Origin of the sequence: Mesorhizobium sp. M0029 (assembly GCF_040323735.1) — a bacterium.
GTDB lineage: Bacteria > Pseudomonadota > Alphaproteobacteria > Rhizobiales > Rhizobiaceae > Mesorhizobium.
In genome coordinates this window covers 1-17,036 of the sequence record NZ_JAMYVF010000042.1, presented here as the reverse complement: position 1 = coordinate 17,036, position 17,036 = coordinate 1, and the positions used below count along the sequence as shown (strand labels likewise).

The following is a 17,036-nucleotide window of genomic DNA, read 5'->3' as shown; positions in this document are numbered from 1 at the left end:
GGCTATTTCCCGTACGGCCTCGAAGAGACGGCAAAGAAGATCCGCGGGCTCGGTTTCAACACGGTGCAGCTCGACCTGCATTTTAGGGATATCGATCTGTCGGCCGGGCAGATCACTGAGGAAAAGGCCAAGCAGGTGCGCGACGTCTTCCGCGACAACAACCTGCCGATCTGCTGCGTGTCGGGCTACACCAACATCATTCATCCCGACAAGGCCGAGCGCGATAAGCGCGTCGGGTATCTCAAGGAAATCATCCGCAATGCGCGCAGCTTCGGCTCGCCCTACGTGATCTCCGAGACCGGTACCTACAACACCGAATCCGACTGGGTGCATCACCCGAAGAACAAGACCGAGGAAGGCTTCGAGGAATGCCGCAAGGTGATCGCCGAGCTTGCCCAGACCGCCTACGACCACGGCGCGGTCTTCCTCCTCGAGACTTACGTCAACAACGTCGTGGGCTCGGTCGAGGAGACGGTGAAGATGTTCGCCCAGGTCGACCATCCCGGCCTCGGCCTGTTGATGGATCCGACCAACTATTTCGAGATCCACAATATCGACAAAATGGACCAGATCCTCAACCAGGTGTTCGACACGCTGACCGACAAGATCCGGATCGCGCATGCCAAGGATGTGAAACGCTCCGGCAGCGACAAGTCGGAAAAGCATGCCGACATCGGCGACGAGGATGCGATGGAGAGCCACACGTTCCGCGGCGTCGGCGAGATCGAGCTGCCGGCGCCCGGGCTGGGATCGCTGAATTACGATCTCTATCTGCAGCGGCTGGCGGAAAAGCACCCAAACATCCCGGTCATCATCGAGCATCTCTCGGAAGACGACGTGCCGCGGGCGAAAACATTTCTCGACGGGAAGTTCCGCGCCAACGGGCTTTGAGGTAGGCGAGACGGTGATGGCGACGGCGGCCAAGACAAAGCGCGATTACGGCCTGGTCGGCGAAAGCACCCGCCGGGCGATCGAGACCGGGCTAGCCTCGGCCGAGTGGTATCACACCGACGTGCCGCGCAAGGCAATGAAGGAAATGATGCAGCGCTCCGACGGGCCGGCGATCCGCGATACAGTGATCTGGATCGCAGCCATCCTGGGCTCGGCCGCCGGCATCGTGTGGTTCTGGGGCACGTGGTGGGTGGTGCCGTTCCTGCTCGTCTATGGCGTGCTCTATGGATCGTCGAGCGACTCGCGCTGGCACGAATGCGGCCATGGCACCGCCTTCCGCACACGCTGGATGAACGATGCGATCTACGAAATCGCCAGCTTCATGGTGGTGCGCAATCCGGTGCAATGGCGCTGGAGTCATGCGCGGCATCACACCGACACGATCATCGTCGGCCGTGACGCCGAGATCGCGGTAATGCGGCCGCCAAATCTGGTCAAGGCGGCGCTTGCCTTCACCGGCATCCTCGATTTCCGTTATTCGCTGCCGATCCTGGCGCGCCAGGCGTTGGGCAAGCTGTCGGACGACGAAAAGAGCTACATTCCTGAGACCGAACAGGGCAAGGCCATCACGGCGGCGCGCTGGCATGCCGCCGTGTACGTTGCGACGATCGCCCTCGCGATCGCGCTGGGTTCATGGCTGCCGCTGGTGCTGATCGGCCTGCCGCGTCTCTATGGCAGCTGGCACATGGTGCTGACAGGGTTGCTGCAGCATATCGGCCTGGCCGACAATGTCGTCGACCACCGGCTGAACACGCGCACCGTCTACATGAACCCGATCAGCCGCTTCATTTACTGGAACATGAATTATCACGTCGAGCATCACATGTTTCCGATGGTGCCCTATCATGCGCTGCCAAGACTGCACGAGCTGATCAAGCACGACCTGCCGGTGCCGAACCCGTCGATGTGGCATGCCTATCGCGAGGTCTGGCCGGTGCTTTTGAAGCAGCTGCGGTACGAGGATTATTTCCTCAAGCGCGAATTGCCGCCGACGGCGCGGCCCTATCGCGGTGAATTTCACGAGCTCGATATGTCGGCGGCGGCCGAGTAGCGAATAAACCACCCGCCTTCTATCCGGCCTGTTACGGGGCCGGTAAGGTGACCGGGAAAAGCAACCAGCCAACAGGGACATCCCGATGAGCCGAAAGAGACCGACCGTCGCCGATCTGCGCGCCATGAAGGGCAAGCGCCAGCTGACCATGCTGCGCGTCCTGACCATGGACGAGGCCGAGGCTGCCGAGCGGGCAGGGGTCGATATCGTCTCGGTGCCGCCCGAGCTGGTGCTCAACCCTGAGTATCGCGATGCGGCGCCCAGCCTGTTCACCATGCCGGGCGAGAATTTTTATGAGATCGGCACGGCGGACGATTTCCTGCGCTGGGCGTTCCGGCTCTACAAGGCCGGCGCCGACGCCGTTTATTGCAGCGCCGGTTTCGCCACCGTGAAGCGGCTCGCCGACGACGCGATCCCCGTCATCGGCCATGTCGGCCTCATTCCGCCCCGCGCCACCTGGACCGGCGGCTTCAAGGCCGTCGGCAAGACCGCCGACACCGCCATGCAGATTTTTGAGGCGGTCAAGCAGTATGAGGCCGTTGGAGCTCTCGGCGCCGAGATCGAAGTGGTGCCGATCGAGGTGGCGAAGGCGATCTCGGAACGGACCTCGCTGATCATGCTGTCGATGGGTGCGGGCACCGGCTGCGACGCGCAATATCTGTTTGCCGACGATATTCTTGGCCAGAACCGGGGCCACATGCCGCGCCATTCCAAGGTCTACCGCAACTTCGCCGCCGAGTACGATCGTCTGCAGGCGGAACGCGTCGCGGCGTTTTCCGAGTACGTTGCCGACGTCGATAGCGGCGCCTATCCGGAAGACAGGCATGTCGTGCGCATGGATCCGGCCGAGCTCAGCCTGTTCATGAAACGGGTGGACGCAAAGGGCTAACTACTCGGCCTCCTTGCCGATCATCGCTGCACCTTGCCATGTTCCGTCAGCGAGCATGGCATGGAGCACCTCGGCATCCGTTCCCAGCGGCCGGTCCTCCCTGAGCATCGCTACATGCGCGCGCACCGCGGTATGGACCGCTGCTGTGCCGGGCGCCAGCTTGAGACCGTCGCGCAGGTCCACGGCCTGTGCGGCGGCCATCAGTTCGAAGGCGATCAGCCGTCGCCACAGCGCGATCATCCCGGCGCATTTCGACACGGCAAGCGGCGTCTGCGTGGCGTGGTCCTCTACGCCTTCGGACACGGCCAGGAAATCCAGCATCACCGGATTGGCCTTGTGGCGGATGCCGGCCAGGATTGCCGTTGCGGTCTTTTGCAGCGGCACGAAACCGGCCGAGGCGCCGCCGACCGGTGACAAATATTTTGGCAGGCCGTTGCGGCCGGAGCCGGCGAGCTGGATGAAGCGGGCAACGCTTGCCGCGGCACATTGCGCGATCGCCAGGCCGAGCGTCTCGAAGGCAAGCGCCAGCGATGCGGTGTGGAAATTGCCGGTCGACAGAACCAGCCCGTCATCGCCCAGCACCAGCGGATTGTCGGCGGCGGCATTGAGTTCGATCTCCAGCGCCAGCCGCGCCTGATCGATCGCCTGGATCAATGCACCATGGATCGACGGCATGCAGCGGATCGACAACGGGTCCTGCAAGGTGGTCGGCGCCGGCTCCTCGTCACGGGCAAGCAGGTCGCGCAGGCCCTTGGCCGCGAGTTGCTGGCAGGCTGCCGGCCGCGCCAGATGCAGGCGCGGATCGAGGATGGTGCGGTTGGCGCCAAACCCTTCCATGGTCAGCGCGCCGGCCTGCTGCTGTTGCGCAAAGGCCGACAGCGCGTCGGCCAGTACCAACGCGCCAGTGCCGGCTGATACCGCCGAGGCGTTGATCAGCGACAGGCCGTCTTTCGGCGCCAGGCTGATCGGAGCCAACCGCGCCATCATCAACGCCTTGGCCGCCGGCATGCGCCGACCCTGATAGTCAGCTTCGCCGTCGCCGGTCAGCAGACGGGCGAGCGCCGCCATCAGCACGAGATCGCCGGCGCCGATCGAGCCCAACTGCGGCATTACCGGATGCACGCCTGCATTGAGCGCATCGACAAGGGCGGTGAAAGCCGCCGGCGAAATGCCGGAGCCGCCGACTGCCAGCATCGCTGCGCGCGCAAGCATGGTCGCCCGCACCGCCTCTTGGGGCAACGGTTCGCCGACAGCGCCGCTTCGCCCTTCCAGCAACTGGCGCTGGAAGGCGCTGGCATCGCCCTCGACCGATGTGCCGAGATTGGCGCCGAGCCCGGTGTTGAGCCCATAGATTTGCTGACCGGACGCGGCGACCTGATCGAGCACTTTTCGCGCTTTGTCGAGCCTCTCGATGACTGTCGGTTCAACCTCGACCTTGCGGCCGCCGCGGGCGACCTGCGCAACGTCCTCGACGCTGACGCCGGCGCCGGTGAGGACGAGCGCGCTCATGCGAAGCGCAGCCTCTGGCCGATGCCTTTATCAGCAGCCTTGGCCAGCATCGCCTTGCCCAGCGCAATGTCGGACAGCGACAGGCCGCGATGCCAGAACAGGATCGTCTCGTCGTCGCTCTGGCGTCCAGCTTTGAGGCCGGCGGCGATCTGGCCGAGTTCGGCATGCAGCGTCTTTTCGCTCAGCCTTCCGGTTTCGACATGGGCGCGCAGCGAGCCGAACTTGCCGCCCTTGCACTGGCCCCAATCGTCGACGACCATTTTCTGCATGATGTCGGTCAGCGACAGCTCCACCGCGCTCATCGTGCCGTAGGGCACGACCAGTGCACCAGGCTTGATCCATTCGGTCTTGAGCAGCGGCTGCGGCTCCGGCAGCCGTGAGGCTTCGACGACGATGTCGGCGCCCTCGATGCAGCTTTCCCAGTCGGCAACCGCGGTAACTTTCTTGCCGAGATCGGCCGAGAGTTTGGCAGCGAAGCCGTCGCGGCTTTCCGGGCGGCGCGAATGGACGCGGATCTCGTCGAAGTCGAAGAGATGGTCGAGCAGGCGCACATTCCAGTAGGCGGTGCCGCGCGCGCCGATATGGGCCAGCACCTTGGAGTTCTTGCGCGCCAGATGTTTGGCGCCGATAGCGGTGACGGCGCCGGTGCGCATGTCGGTGATGACGGTGGCGTCGAGAATGGCGCGCGGCGTGCCGGTGCGCGGATCGAACAGATTGAGGATGCCGAATTCCGAGGGCAGGCCGTGCAGATAATTGTCGACATAATCGCCGACGATTTTCACGCCGGCCGTATCGAGCGGCGCGACGTAGCCGCGCAGCACATTGAAGTGGCCGTGGAAGGAGGGATCGGGCTCGAGATGGACGCGGGGCTCTATCACCGTCTGGCCATTGCCTTGCGCGACAAGCCCGGCTTCGACGGCGGCGATGATTTCGCCATCGCTCATCTCAAGGGCTTCGATATCGAGAGCATTGAGGTAGTCAATATAGATAGGCTTCATGCAATGTCCTTGGCCACCCGCCCATCCATATCAGGCCGCGGCGCGACACGGAAGTTTGTTGGATAAGCTCTGGACGGGGCCAGCCATATGCTGTTCAACGATGGTTCGTCATGACTGCCGTTCCCGACACCGAGGCCTCCGCCGCAACCGCCAGCAATGCGCGGCGCGTGGCGTTGATCGTTGCCATCGCGTTTTTCATGCAGCTGCTGGATTCGACGATCATCTCGACCTCGCTGCCGCAGATGGGACAATCCTTCGGCGTGACGGCGGTGGCGATGAGCATCGGCATCACCGCCTACATGCTGACCATGGCGGTGTTCGTGCCGCTGTCGGGCTGGCTTGCCGACCGCTTCGGCGCGCGCAACATCTTCCTGCTGGCGATTGTGCTGTTCACGCTGGCCTCGCTGGCCTGCGGCTTCTCGCAAAATCTGCCTCAGTTCGTTGCCGCCCGTGTCGTGCAAGGCCTGGGCAGCGCGCTGATGACGCCGGTCGGGCGCATTCTGGTGCTGCGCAATGCGTCGAAGTCGGAGCTGCTCAACGCCACGGCGCTGATCACCTGGCCGGCGTTGTTTGCGCCCGTGGTCGGGCCGGTGCTTGGCGGCTTCATCACAACCTATCTCTCCTGGCACTGGAATTTCTTCATCAACATCCCGCTTGGGCTGGTCGGGCTGGCGCTGGTCGCGCGCTTCATTCCGGGCGACCGCGCGGCCGATCCCAAGCCGCTGGATTGGCCGGGGTTTTTCCTCACGTCGCTGGGACTCGCGCTGCTGCTCTACGGCCTTGAGCGCATCGCACATCCGGAAGACGGCGCTTTGCCCGCCGTGCTGCTGATTGCCGCCGGCATCGTCATCGGCTGGCTGGCGGTGCGGCATCTCCGGCGCGCGCCGCATCCGCTGCTCGATCTCAGCGCGTTCAGGGTGCAGACCTTCGCCATCTCGACGCTTGCCGCCGGCACCATTTTTCGCGTGGCGATCAACGCCACGCCGTTCCTTTTGCCGCTGCTGTTTCAGGTCGGCTTTGGCCTTTCGCCGGTCGATGCCGGCTTGATGATCCTGGCCTACTTCCTCGGCAATCTCGGCATGAAGACGGTGACGACGCCGACGCTGCGGCGCTTTGGTTTTCGCACGGTCATGGTCGTCAACGGCCTGATCGCCTCGGCCTCGATCATGGCCTGCGCGGCGATCTCGCCGGAGACGCCGCAGGCGCTGGTGGTAGCGCTGATGCTGATCGCCGGCCTGACGCGCTCGATGCAGTTCACAGCGCTGAATACTCTGGCCTTCGCCGATATCGATGCGGCGCAGCGCAGCTCGGCGGCAACTTTGTCGTCCATGCTGCAGCAGATGTCGATGCTGTTCGGCGTAGCGGTGGCGGCTGCCATTCTGAACCTGTCGCAGATCGTCAGGCACCGGCCGGCGCTCGACCTCGTCGATTTTCGCATCGCCTTCCTGGTCATCGGCGCCATCGGGCTGGCGGCGGCGTTGCGGTTCCTCGTGCTGCCGCCCGGTGCAGGCGCCGAAGTTTCAGGCCACACGTCCAGGACCTGAATTCGCGATTTTCGCCGCTCAGGCGGCAATTAATTCCGCCTTGTGCTTTCGCCTCAGAACGGCACCTTCGCGCATACGCGCAATGGTGCAACCAAATGCCAAAAGCGCAGCCTTTTCCTAGGATTGCGCCAGTTCTAGCAATCGGTGCGTCCACTGGAAGATTATCACTGCCAACGGGTGTTCCGAGCGCGGATTCATTTGACGAAGCGGCGCCGAGCCGATTAGCTTTCTTCGGAAGGGGTGGCAGAGCTGCCATCGGGGCGAATGCAGACATGAACACGATTGGCTGGCCAAATGTCAGGAGCCTGAATCAGGAAGGCATTGTCTTTGCCATCGCCGTGGTGCTGTTCGTCGCCGCTGCCATTGGGCTGCCTGGTTTCATCGCTGCCAACAATCTCGTTGCCATCGTCCGCTCGGTGTCGGTGCTGGGCATTTTGGCGCTCGGCATGGCGGTCGTCATAATCGGCAGGGGCATCGACCTGTCGGCGGTGGCGATCATGGCGATGTCGGTCGCCTGGTATCTGCAATTGCTCAACGCCGGAACGCCTGATGGGCTCGCCTTCGCCTATGTGCTGGCAGGCGTGCTCGCCATCGGCCTGCTCAACGGTTTTCTCGTCGCCTATGCCGACGTGCCGGCGATCTTCGTGACGCTGGCGACCGGCTCCTTCGTCTTCGGCTATGTCCGCTCGCAACTGATCACGCAGGATGCGGTGCCGGTGCCTCAGGGCCATTGGGTGGAGTTGCTCGGCGGCCTGCGTTTCCTCGACATTCCGATCGAAGTGTTCGTCTTCGCCGGGCTCGCCTTCCTGTTCTTCCTGTTCCTGCGCTACACCAAATGGGGCCGCTACATCTATTTCGCCGGCGACAATCCGGTCGCCGCGCGCAACATCGGCATTCCGGTGCGGCCAATGCTGGTGCTGCGTTATGTGGTTTCGGCCTTCGTCGCGCTGATCGCCGGCCTGCTGACGGCGTCGAGCCTGCACTCGATCAACACCCGCGTCGTCAACTCGACGCTGCTCTATGACATCGTGCTGGTGGCGGTGATCGGCGGCATCGGCCTGTCCGGCGGGCGGGGCGGAGTGCGCAATGTGCTGGTGGGCGCTGCACTTATCGGCATCCTGTCGAACGCGATGACCATCATCGACATTCCGCTGCTCTATCAAAACCTGATCAAGGCGGCGATCCTGCTCGGAGCCATCATCGTCGACGGCATCATCAATCCGCGCGACGAACAGACCGCGCAGCAGGGCGACATCTAAGGGGTACCCGACGGGTCATGCGGACCGGCCGGCAATAAGTGAAAAACAGAGGATGTGACATGAAACTGATCAGAACACTGATGGCGGCCGCCACGGCGCTGGCCGCTACCGCCTTCGTCGCGCCGACCTTCGCCGCCGACGATCCGGGCCCGGCCGCATACGCGCAGGCGCTCAAGGGCAAGCGCGTCATGCTGGTGCCGCTGGCGATGGGCTTCGACCTTGCGCAGGGCTGGTCGCACTATCTGAAGACGGAAGTCGAGGCCTGGGGCGGCACCTTCGAAACACGCGATCCGAACTGGGTCGTCGATGCCGGCGCACAGGCGATCACCGACGCGATCTCGTCCGACACAAGGCCGGACGTGCTGATCATCCATGCGCCGGATCTCAACTCCTATTCCAAGCTGATGAAGAAGGCGCAGGCTGCCGGAACCTACGTCATACTGGTCGACAATCCCGCCAACTTCCCGGCCGACGCCTTTGTCGGCAGTGACTGGGACCGGCTCGGCCAACTCGAGGCCGAAGCGGCGATCAAGGGCTGCGGCGAGAATTCGTCGAAGAAGATCGGCCTAGTGCAGGGTGATCAGGCCAACTCGTCCAGTCTCTACCAGTATGCCGGCATCATGAAGGTGCTGGAGAAGCACCCCGACTTCAAAGTCGTGGCCAAGCCCGACTCCAACTGGGATCCGACGACGTCGCGCAACGTGACGACGACAATGCTGCAGCAGAACCCAGACATCTGCTCTATCATCGACTTCTGGGATGGCGACGCCACCGGCGCATCCGCCGCCATCCGCGACGCCAAGCTCGACGGCAAGGTCTTTTTGGTCACCACCGGCGGCGGCGAGAAGGCGGCCGATTGCGACAAATTGCAGGACGGAACTTACGGCGCCGTGGTGATGACCGATCTGGCTCGCCAGTCCGGCGACATGAACGCTATCATCAAGTTCCTGCTGCAGAGCGGCCAGCCGGCCGGCACGTCGCACACCTACATCTACACACTGGAGAAGGCTACGACCAAAGCCGACCTCAAGCCCGACAGCTGCTGGGACCTGAAGGCGCTGCAGGCCGAAGCGGCGGCGAAGTAAGCCGCGCTTTTCGACTGAAATAAACGAGGTGACTGGACAATCCGGTCACCTCGTTCCCGAATGGAATAGCAGCCGCCGATGTCCTTTCGCGAACGCCTCCAGTCCTGGCGCTACAATCTCGTGCCCGACCATCTGGTCGGCGAGATCCTGACAAAACGCTGGACCGACAACGCCATTCCGTTCCTGGCGCTGGTGGCGACGCTCAGCGTGTTCGGCTCGATCATTCCCGGCTTCTTCAAGCTGACCTCGCTGCAGGAATCGACCCGCCAACTCGGCGAGTTCTCGATGGTGGTCACCGGCATGACGGTGGTGATGCTGGGCGGCGGCATCGACCTGTCCGTCGGGTCGATCTTCGCGCTGTCCTGTTTCTCCGCCGTCTATGTCTTCTTCATCCTCGAACAGTCTATCTGGCTGGCGCTGGCGGCATCGCTTGCCACCGGGCTCATCTTCGGCGCCGTCAACGGCTACCTCGTCGGCTATCTCAGGCTGCGCGCCTTTCTGACTACGCTGGTCACCTTCATTTTTGGCCGGGCGCTGTTCGATATTCTCGTCACCACCTATGCCGCAGACGTGCAGCTTTCCCAGGCGACATCCGATGTGCTCGACTTCATCGGCGACAGCACCTTCTGGGGGCTTTCGGTCTCGGTGTGGCTGGCGATCATTCTTGCCATCGTCACTCATATCGCGCTGACGCGCTCACGGCCGGGCTGGCATGTGCTGGCGGTCGGCGGATCCAGGCGCTCGGCGCACAATGCCGGCATTCGCGTGCGCCGCACCGTGTTCATGACCTATGTCTTTTCCGGCTTCTGCGCCTCGATCGGCGGCTTCCTGATCGCTTGCCGCCTGAGTGGGGCAGGGCCGGGCACCGGCCTCAACCTTGAGATCATGGCGCTGACGGCGGCGGTGGTCGGCGGCGTCAGCCTGGGTGGTGGCCGCGGCTCGGTCATCAAGGGGCTGATGGGCGCCATCATCGTGCTGACCATGACCAACGGGCTGATCCGGCTGGGCTATGGCACCGGCACCAACCAGATGGTGCTGGGCATCATGCTGGCGGTGGCGGTGACGATCGACATCCGCTGGCTGAAGAACCGCCATAAGGTGCTCAACGAAGTCTATGTCGCGCCGGTCTATCTCAAGATGGGCGAGACACAGTCTGCGGTGCCGGGCTCAGGCACGCCCTACGCGCTCGACAACCGGCTGTCGGCGGCCGACCATATCGGGCTCGGCGAGTTGGAAGGGCCGGAAGACGTCATCCTCGACCGCGACGATCATCTCTATTGCGGCACGCGCCATGGCGAGATCGTCCGCTTCTTCGCGCCGGACTATGTGAAATCGGAGGTGTTTGCCCACATCGGCGGCTTTCCGCTGGGCCTGGCCTTCGACAAATCGGGCAATCTGATCAGCTGCGTCGGCGCCATGGGGCTCTATTCCGTCTCGCCGGATCGGGAAGTGAAGCGCCTGTCGGCCGAGACGTCGCGCTCCTGGACCTCGATCGTCGACGATGCGCGGCTGCGCGACCCCAATGATTGCGACATCGCGCCGGACGGGCGCATCTATTTCACTGACTCCACCAAGCGCTATGACGCGCACGATTGGGCGCTGGACTCGATCGAGAACCGCGCCACCGGCCGGCTGCTGGTCTATGACCCGAAGGACGGTTCGACGAAGACACTGCTCGACGGCTACCGCTACACCAATGGCGTGTGCATGGCGCATGACGGGAAGTCGCTGTTCTTCGCTGAGAGCTGGGCCTGCCGTGTGCATCGATACTGGCTGGAAGGGCCGAAAGCAGGCACCGCCGAATGCGTCATCCGCGACATGCCGGGCTATCCCGACAACATCAACCGGGCGTCGGACGGCAATTACTGGATGGCATGGCTCGGCATGCGCACGCCGAGCTTCGACCTGTCGCTGCGCCATCCCGATATGCGCAAGCGCATGACGCGCCGGCTGCCGCAGGACGAGTGGCTGTTCCCCAACATCAACACCGGCGGCGTGGTGAAATTCAACGACAAGGGTGGCATTGTCGAGGCGATGGGCGACCTCACCGGCGGCGCGCATCCGATGGTCACCTCGATGCGCGAGCACAAGGGTTTCCTGTTCGTCGGCGGCATCCTTAACAACCGCATCGGCCGCTACAAGATTGCGGGCGCCGACCCGAACTGGACCAGCTCCGCTTCTTATTGGGGAGCGAAGCCATGATCCTCAATCCGATCCTGGACATGTTTCGCGGCGAGGCCGTTACTATCCCGCCCCTCGACGGCGCCTTCCGGCCCAACACGCGGCTCGATGATGCGCCGGTTTTTGCCGGGCTGATCGAGCCCGACAATCTTCTGGTTGCCGATGGCCGGCTGCTCGTTTCCAGCGGCAATGCGGTATATTCGCTTGCCGCAGGGGTGGAGCCGAAGGTTGTCGGGACCTTTCTTTCCCCCATCACGGCGCTGGCTCTATCACTGTCGGGCGAACTGACGGTGGGGTTGGAAAGCGGCAAGCTGCTGGTTGCCGGCAAGGAGGTTTCGCTGCCGGCCGGCGTCAGCTGCATCACCGCGCTTGCCTATGCAGACGACGGCACGTTGTGGCTGGCCAATGGCTCGGCTGAGCACACGCCGTCGCAATGGGCCGCCGACCTGATGAAGAAGGGCGCGTCCGGTTCGCTTTGGAGGCGGGACGCGGCCGCCGCCGAGTTCCGCAAAGTGGCCGGCGATATCGCCTTTCCCTATGGGCTGCATCCCATTGGGCGGGATGTGCTGGTCAGCGAAAGCTGGCGCCATCAGCTCGTTCGCTTCGATGGTGCGACCGGTCGCCGCTCGACCGTGCTGACGCATCTGCCCGGCTATCCCGCGCGCCTCGCGCCGGCCGGCGATGGCGGCGCGTGGCTGGCTCTGTTCGCGCCACGCAACCGGCTGATCGAATTCGTTCTCCAGGAAACCCACTATCGGCGCGATATGCTAGACCAGGTGGCGCCGGCCTACTGGATCGCGCCGGCTTTGGCCTCCAATCGCAGCTTCCTCGAACCGCTGCAATGCGGCGGCATCCGCACCATGGGCATCCACAAGCCCTGGTCGCCGAGCCGCTCCTATGGGCTGGTGGTCAGGCTCGATCAAAACATGCAGCCGCAATTCAGCCTGCACAGCCGCGCCGACGGCACGCGCCATGGCATCTGCAGCGTGGCGGAAACGGACGGCCGCCTGTTCATCGCCTCCAGGGGCGGCGATTGCGTGCTGGCCATCGACGCAGGAGGTCTCTGATGGAACCGATCGTGCGCCTGGAAAACGTCACCAAAAACTATCGCGGCGTGCCCGCGGTCAGACAAGTCAGCTTCGAACTGCGCAAGGGCGAAATCCACGCGCTGCTCGGCGAGAATGGCGCCGGAAAATCGACGCTGACCAAGATCATTGCCGGCGTCGTCGACGCCACTTCCGGCAAGATGTTCCACAAGGGCGTCGAGATCGCCTATGCCTCGCCGCATGCGGCGCTTGAGGCGGGCATCGCCATGGTGTTCCAGGAGACCAGCCTTGTGCCGTCGATGACGGTGGCGCAGAACCTCTATCTCGGCACCGAAAAGTTTCTCAACCGGCTGCGCGGCACCTACATTTCGGCGCAGCAATTCCTGCAATCGCTGAATTTTCCCGTCGATCCGAACGCCATGGTGGCGACGCTGGGCGCGGCCAAGCGTCAGATGGTCGAAATCGCGCGCGCCGTTCACCACAATGCCGAGATCATCATCTTCGACGAGCCGACAGCGACGCTGACACCGGAGGAGAAGCGCCACTTCTTCGCGCTGATCCGGCGGCTGAAGGCGAACGCCGTCTCGATCGTCTTCATCAGCCATGCATTGGAAGAGGCGCTGATGATCGCCGACCGCATCACAATCCTGCGCGATGGCGAACTGGTGATCACCGACGACACATCGGCCTTCGACCGCGACAAGATCGTCGCCGCCATGGTCGGGCGTACGTTGTCGGGACAGATCTACCGCCAGCGCGACGAGGCCAGGCTGCGCAAGGCCGGCAAGAAGGTGCTGTCGGTGCAGGACATTTCGATGAGCAATGTCGTGCGCAACACCTCCTTCTCGATCTTCGAGGGACAGATCACCGGCGTGTTCGGGCTGATCGGCTCCGGCCGCACCGAGAGCTTCAAGATCGTCTCCGGCATCTACAAGCGCGATTTTTTGCGCGGTGGCGCGATTGAACTCAACGACAGGCCGGTGCGCTATCTCGTGCCCAGTGAGGCGGTCGCCGACGGCATCGTCTATGTTACCGAGGACCGCAAGAGCGAGGGCATTTTCGAGACGATGGGCATCGCCGAGAACCTGTTCGGCGGGCTGCTGGCAGCGGGCCGCGAAAAGGCCTGGGTGATCAACCAGCAGGAGATGCGCACGCTTTCCGCTGAATGGACGAAGACGCTGAACATCAAGGCGATCAACGACAATGCCCGCGTGGTCGAGCTTTCCGGCGGCAACCAGCAAAAGGTGGTGATCGGCAAGGGGCTGGTGCAGCAGCCGCGTATCGTGATCTTCGACGAGCCGACGCGCGGCGTCGATGTCGGCGCCATCGCCGAGATCCACCAGATCATCAACCGGCTGGCCGATGAGGGGCTGGCCGTGGTGGTGATCTCGTCCTACCTGCCGGAAATCATGAACCTGTCGGATCGGATTCTGGTGTGCCGACAGGGGCGCATCGTCGAGGAGTTCTCGCCGGCGGAGGCGACGGAGGAGAAGATCATGTATGCGGCAGTTCATTAGGTTGCCGGTCGGTGTTTGACGGTGCGCATAGGTCACCAATTGGCGAAGGTTTCAGCGCCCTGTCATCCTTGGGTCTCCGCGACGGCGCTTCGCGCCTGCTTCGCCCGTGAATGACGAAGCTGAGATGCTTCGGCCAATCGCCATGGTTCTGTCAGCATCAAAAACTGAATCGGAATAGCCGGTTAGCCGCCCTTGCTCGAAACCTGATTCAACTACCTGATCCACCGATTCAACGAAAGGAAATGCCATGGCCGCCACAAAACTCCTCAGCGATGCCGAGGTCGAAAAAATCCCGGTAGCGAAGGCTGTGTTCGACGACATCCGCGCGACGCGCAAATCGGACTTCGTCAATAATTTCTGGCGTGGGCTCGCCAACGATCCGGCCTTGCTGAAACGGACATGGGAACAGGTGAAGGTGGTGATGGCCACGGAGAGCGCGATCGACCCGCTGACCAAGGAGATGATCTACATTGCTGTCTCCACCGCCAATGGCTGCTCCTACTGCGTCCACTCGCATACGGCAGCTGCCCGCGCCAAAGGCATGACCGATGCGCAGCATGGCGAGCTGGTGTCGATCATCGGGCTGGCCGGGCAGACCAACCATCTGGTGACTGCGATGCAGATTCCGGTCGATCCGCAGTTCGACTTAAAGTAGGCAGTCGCGCGCCTTGCCTCCTCCCCCTGCGGGGGAAGTGACGGCGCCCGCTCTACACCGGTCGGTACACTTTCTCCGCCGTGTTCCAGAAGATGTCCGCCTCGGCGGCCGCGCCATGCTTGCCCACCGCGGCGCGGTGCGCCTTGATTAGTTCGGCGTGGCTGGTCCAGAGTTTTTCGATCGGGAAGTTGGAGCCGAACATCAGGTGGTCAGCGCCCAGAATGTCGATTGCATTGTCGACGATGTAGGCAATCAACGCCGGATCGTTGCGGTGGACGAAGGTGCCGAGGCCCGACAGCTTGGCGTAGAAGTTCGGCGCTGTTGATAGAGTACGGAGGCCGGCTTTCCAGGCCTCGATCGTCTCAGCCTCCATGCCGGTCAGCATGCCGGCATGGGTGAGGATGAAGTTGGTCTGCGGGTTCTCGCCGACCAGCGTCAGCCCGTCCTTCATCTGGGCGGGGAAAAGCTGCAGGTCGAAGGACAGGCCATAATCTTTCAGCCGCGCGACATTAGCGCGTACCTTGGGGTCGATGACTTGATCGGCCGAGGCAGCGAAGCGGAAGGCCGGCGTCTCGTGCCAGTGCAACTGCATGCGCACGCCGCGCAACAGTTTGTACTTCATAAGCCGGTCGATCTGGTGGCGCACGTCGTCCACGGTCATGTCGGCATAGCCGACGATGGCATGCGGCCAGCCGGTTTCATCAGCGGTCTTTTGCAGGAAGGCGACTTCCTTCTCGAAATCCTCCTTGACCCAGTTGGTCTGGACATAGACGGCCTTTTCGACGCCGGAGCCCTTCTGGTCTTCGAAGAACTCCGTGATGGGATAGTCGCGGCGGATCGGCTCGTACGGGCCGAAGATGCGCGGCACCATCGGCCCGACCAGCCAGGGCTGGTCTTGCTGGCGCCAGATGTGGAAATGCGCGTCGATGGCTTTCTGCATCACGATACCCTTTTCCAGATTGCCGACGCCGCCGGGGCCGGGCGGGCGAGCGACAGGATGAAATCGGTGAGACTCCTGAGCGACGAGCCGTCGATGAGATCGTCGAGATCAGGCAGGATGGCGCGGAGTGCCGCCGTCGCCGGCTGGAAGCGCGGGTCGCCGGCCAAGGGTGTCGCCAGCGAAAGCCGGAAGGCGCGCGCACTCAGTCGGCGTATCGCCGTTTCGAGATTGGCATGGTCGCCGCGCTCCAGCGCGTCCGACAGGATGATCACAGCGGCACCGCGCGCGAAGGCTGAGAAGCGCGGCACCGAGAGGAAGGCGAGCAGGGTCGGTCCCATGCGCGTGCCGCCGTCCCAGTCGTCTACGAGTGCCGCCGCTCGGGCGAGAGCCTGGTCGCGATCGCGGATACGCAGTGCGGACGTGATGCGGGTGAGCCGCGTGCCGAAGGTGAAGATTTCGGCACGGTCAGCGCCTTGTACGGCGGCGTGCGCCAGTTTGAGATAATCCGACGTGTGCAGCTTCATCGAGCCGGAAACATCGATCAGGATCAGCAGCTTGCGCGAAACGGTCTGGCGGCGGCGGAGCTGCGGCGAGGGGATGTCGCCATCGGCGCTGACGATTTCCCTGAGCGAGCGGCGCAGGTCGAGCTTGCCGCGCGAATGGGTGCGCACGGTGCGCAATGAGCGGCGGGCGGGCAGGGCTGAAGCGAGCTTGCGGCGGAAGGGCCCAAGGCCATCGTCGTCGCGGAGGAAATCGCGGCTGCTGAGCTGTTCGATTGCCGACGACAGCTCGCCGCCTTTCTCCTGGCGCGTGGTCTGTTTCTCCTCCTGGCGCGTGCCGCCATCGTCCTTGATGCGGGTTTCCTCGTCGTCTTCGCCTTCGACGGAGGGTTGGCCATCGCCATGGAAGTGATTGCGAAAATGCGCCTCGAATTCGCCGCGGCGATCGGGCGGGGGGGCAAGCGTTGCGAGCGCCGCCTCGCGGATGTCGGCCATCGAGCGGGGGCCGAGCAGGGTGACCGCCTGCATGAAGCTGGAGACCTGCTCGGGGGCGACGGCAAAGGCGTGGTGGCGCAGCAGCCGGGCGAAGTGGAGGAAGGGCGCGGAGGCGAGAGGAAGGGTTCCCTGACGCATCATTCCTTCCCGCCCCCCTCTGTCCTGCCGGACATCTCCCCCTCAAGGGGGGAGATTGGCGGCTTCGGCGCCTTGCTCAGGTCTGCAACTCTGGAAATTGGCGAAAGCCACAATGACAGCTGATCTCCCCCCTTGAGGGGGAGATGTCCGGCAGGACAGAGGGGGGCGCTGTCCCGCCGGCGTTGCGCATTGCCGAAGTCCCGGCTCACCCCAGCGCCTCCTCGACAATCTGGCCAAGCTCCGGCGCGATCGCGGACAAATCCTCCTCGTCCTTGATA

At 63.5% G+C, this 17,036-nt stretch carries 14 protein-coding genes; 10 read left to right on the top strand and 4 right to left on the bottom strand.

The window, feature by feature from the left end; all coding sequences use genetic code 11:
• The 3 genes from NKJ76_RS31565 to NKJ76_RS31555 form a co-directional block, all read left to right on the top strand.
• On the top strand, positions 1 to 891 hold an 891-nt coding region (locus NKJ76_RS31565; protein ID WP_352539161.1), incomplete at its 5' end, for a sugar phosphate isomerase/epimerase family protein.
• Between the two features lie 16 nt (positions 892 to 907).
• A complete protein-coding gene (locus tag NKJ76_RS31560) occupies positions 908 to 2,002 on the top strand; it encodes a fatty acid desaturase family protein (RefSeq protein WP_352539160.1) in 1,095 nt (364 codons plus the stop codon).
• An 85-nt stretch (positions 2,003 to 2,087) separates the two neighbouring features.
• Positions 2,088 to 2,891 (top strand): 3-methyl-2-oxobutanoate hydroxymethyltransferase, encoded by an 804-nt coding sequence (locus NKJ76_RS31555; RefSeq protein ID WP_352539159.1) that lies wholly within the window; start codon positions 2,088 to 2,090, stop codon positions 2,889 to 2,891.
• Here NKJ76_RS31555 and NKJ76_RS31550 read toward each other — a convergent pair whose 3' ends face one another.
• Together NKJ76_RS31550 and NKJ76_RS31545 are read right to left on the bottom strand one after the other, a co-directional pair.
• Complete coding sequence (locus NKJ76_RS31550) at positions 2,892 to 4,400, bottom strand: HAL/PAL/TAL family ammonia-lyase (RefSeq protein WP_023815628.1); 1,509 nt, start codon at positions 4,398 to 4,400, stop codon at positions 2,892 to 2,894.
• Positions 4,397 to 5,398 (bottom strand): ornithine cyclodeaminase family protein, encoded by a 1,002-nt coding sequence (locus NKJ76_RS31545; protein ID WP_352539158.1) that lies wholly within the window; start codon positions 5,396 to 5,398, stop codon positions 4,397 to 4,399. Before NKJ76_RS31545 ends, NKJ76_RS31550 begins: the two co-directional genes overlap by 4 nt.
• Positions 5,399 to 5,508: 110 nt before the next feature.
• Between NKJ76_RS31545 and NKJ76_RS31540 the strand changes: the two genes are divergently transcribed.
• From NKJ76_RS31540 to NKJ76_RS31510, 7 genes are all read left to right on the top strand, one after another.
• Complete coding sequence (locus tag NKJ76_RS31540) at positions 5,509 to 6,942, top strand: DHA2 family efflux MFS transporter permease subunit (RefSeq protein WP_023696221.1); 1,434 nt, start codon at positions 5,509 to 5,511, stop codon at positions 6,940 to 6,942.
• Positions 6,943 to 7,214: 272 nt separating this feature from the next.
• Positions 7,215 to 8,201 carry an ABC transporter permease gene (locus tag NKJ76_RS31535; protein ID WP_023668176.1) on the top strand — a complete coding sequence of 329 codons (987 nt, stop codon included), beginning with the start codon at positions 7,215 to 7,217 and terminating at the stop codon, positions 8,199 to 8,201.
• 59 nt (positions 8,202 to 8,260) lie between these two features.
• Entirely contained in the window at positions 8,261 to 9,286 is a 1,026-nt protein-coding gene (locus NKJ76_RS31530) for a sugar ABC transporter substrate-binding protein (protein WP_023668177.1), read from the top strand.
• A gap of 78 nt (positions 9,287 to 9,364) precedes the next feature.
• Complete coding sequence (locus NKJ76_RS31525; protein WP_352539157.1) at positions 9,365 to 11,488, top strand: ABC transporter permease; 2,124 nt, start codon at positions 9,365 to 9,367, stop codon at positions 11,486 to 11,488.
• Positions 11,485 to 12,534, top strand: a complete 1,050-nt coding sequence (locus NKJ76_RS31520; RefSeq protein WP_352539156.1) for an NHL repeat-containing protein — start codon at positions 11,485 to 11,487, stop codon at positions 12,532 to 12,534. Before NKJ76_RS31525 ends, NKJ76_RS31520 begins: the two co-directional genes overlap by 4 nt.
• A complete protein-coding gene (locus NKJ76_RS31515; protein WP_352539155.1) occupies positions 12,534 to 14,030 on the top strand; it encodes a sugar ABC transporter ATP-binding protein in 1,497 nt (498 codons plus the stop codon). The genes NKJ76_RS31520 and NKJ76_RS31515 overlap by 1 nt, the downstream gene beginning before the upstream one ends.
• 247 nt (positions 14,031 to 14,277) lie before the next feature.
• The gene (locus NKJ76_RS31510; protein WP_352497890.1) at positions 14,278 to 14,685 is read left to right on the top strand and encodes a carboxymuconolactone decarboxylase family protein; all 408 of its coding nucleotides are present in this window, start codon (positions 14,278 to 14,280) and stop codon (positions 14,683 to 14,685) included.
• 52 nt (positions 14,686 to 14,737) lie between these two features.
• Here NKJ76_RS31510 and NKJ76_RS31505 read toward each other — a convergent pair whose 3' ends face one another.
• Together NKJ76_RS31505 and NKJ76_RS31500 are read right to left on the bottom strand one after the other, a co-directional pair.
• Positions 14,738 to 15,625: an amidohydrolase family protein gene (locus tag NKJ76_RS31505; RefSeq protein WP_352539162.1), complete on the bottom strand. Its 888-nt coding sequence runs from the start codon at positions 15,623 to 15,625 to the stop codon at positions 14,738 to 14,740.
• Entirely contained in the window at positions 15,625 to 16,761 is a 1,137-nt protein-coding gene (locus tag NKJ76_RS31500; RefSeq protein WP_352539154.1) for a vWA domain-containing protein, read from the bottom strand. The genes NKJ76_RS31505 and NKJ76_RS31500 overlap by 1 nt, the downstream gene beginning before the upstream one ends.
• Positions 16,762 to 17,036 lie beyond the last annotated feature (275 nt).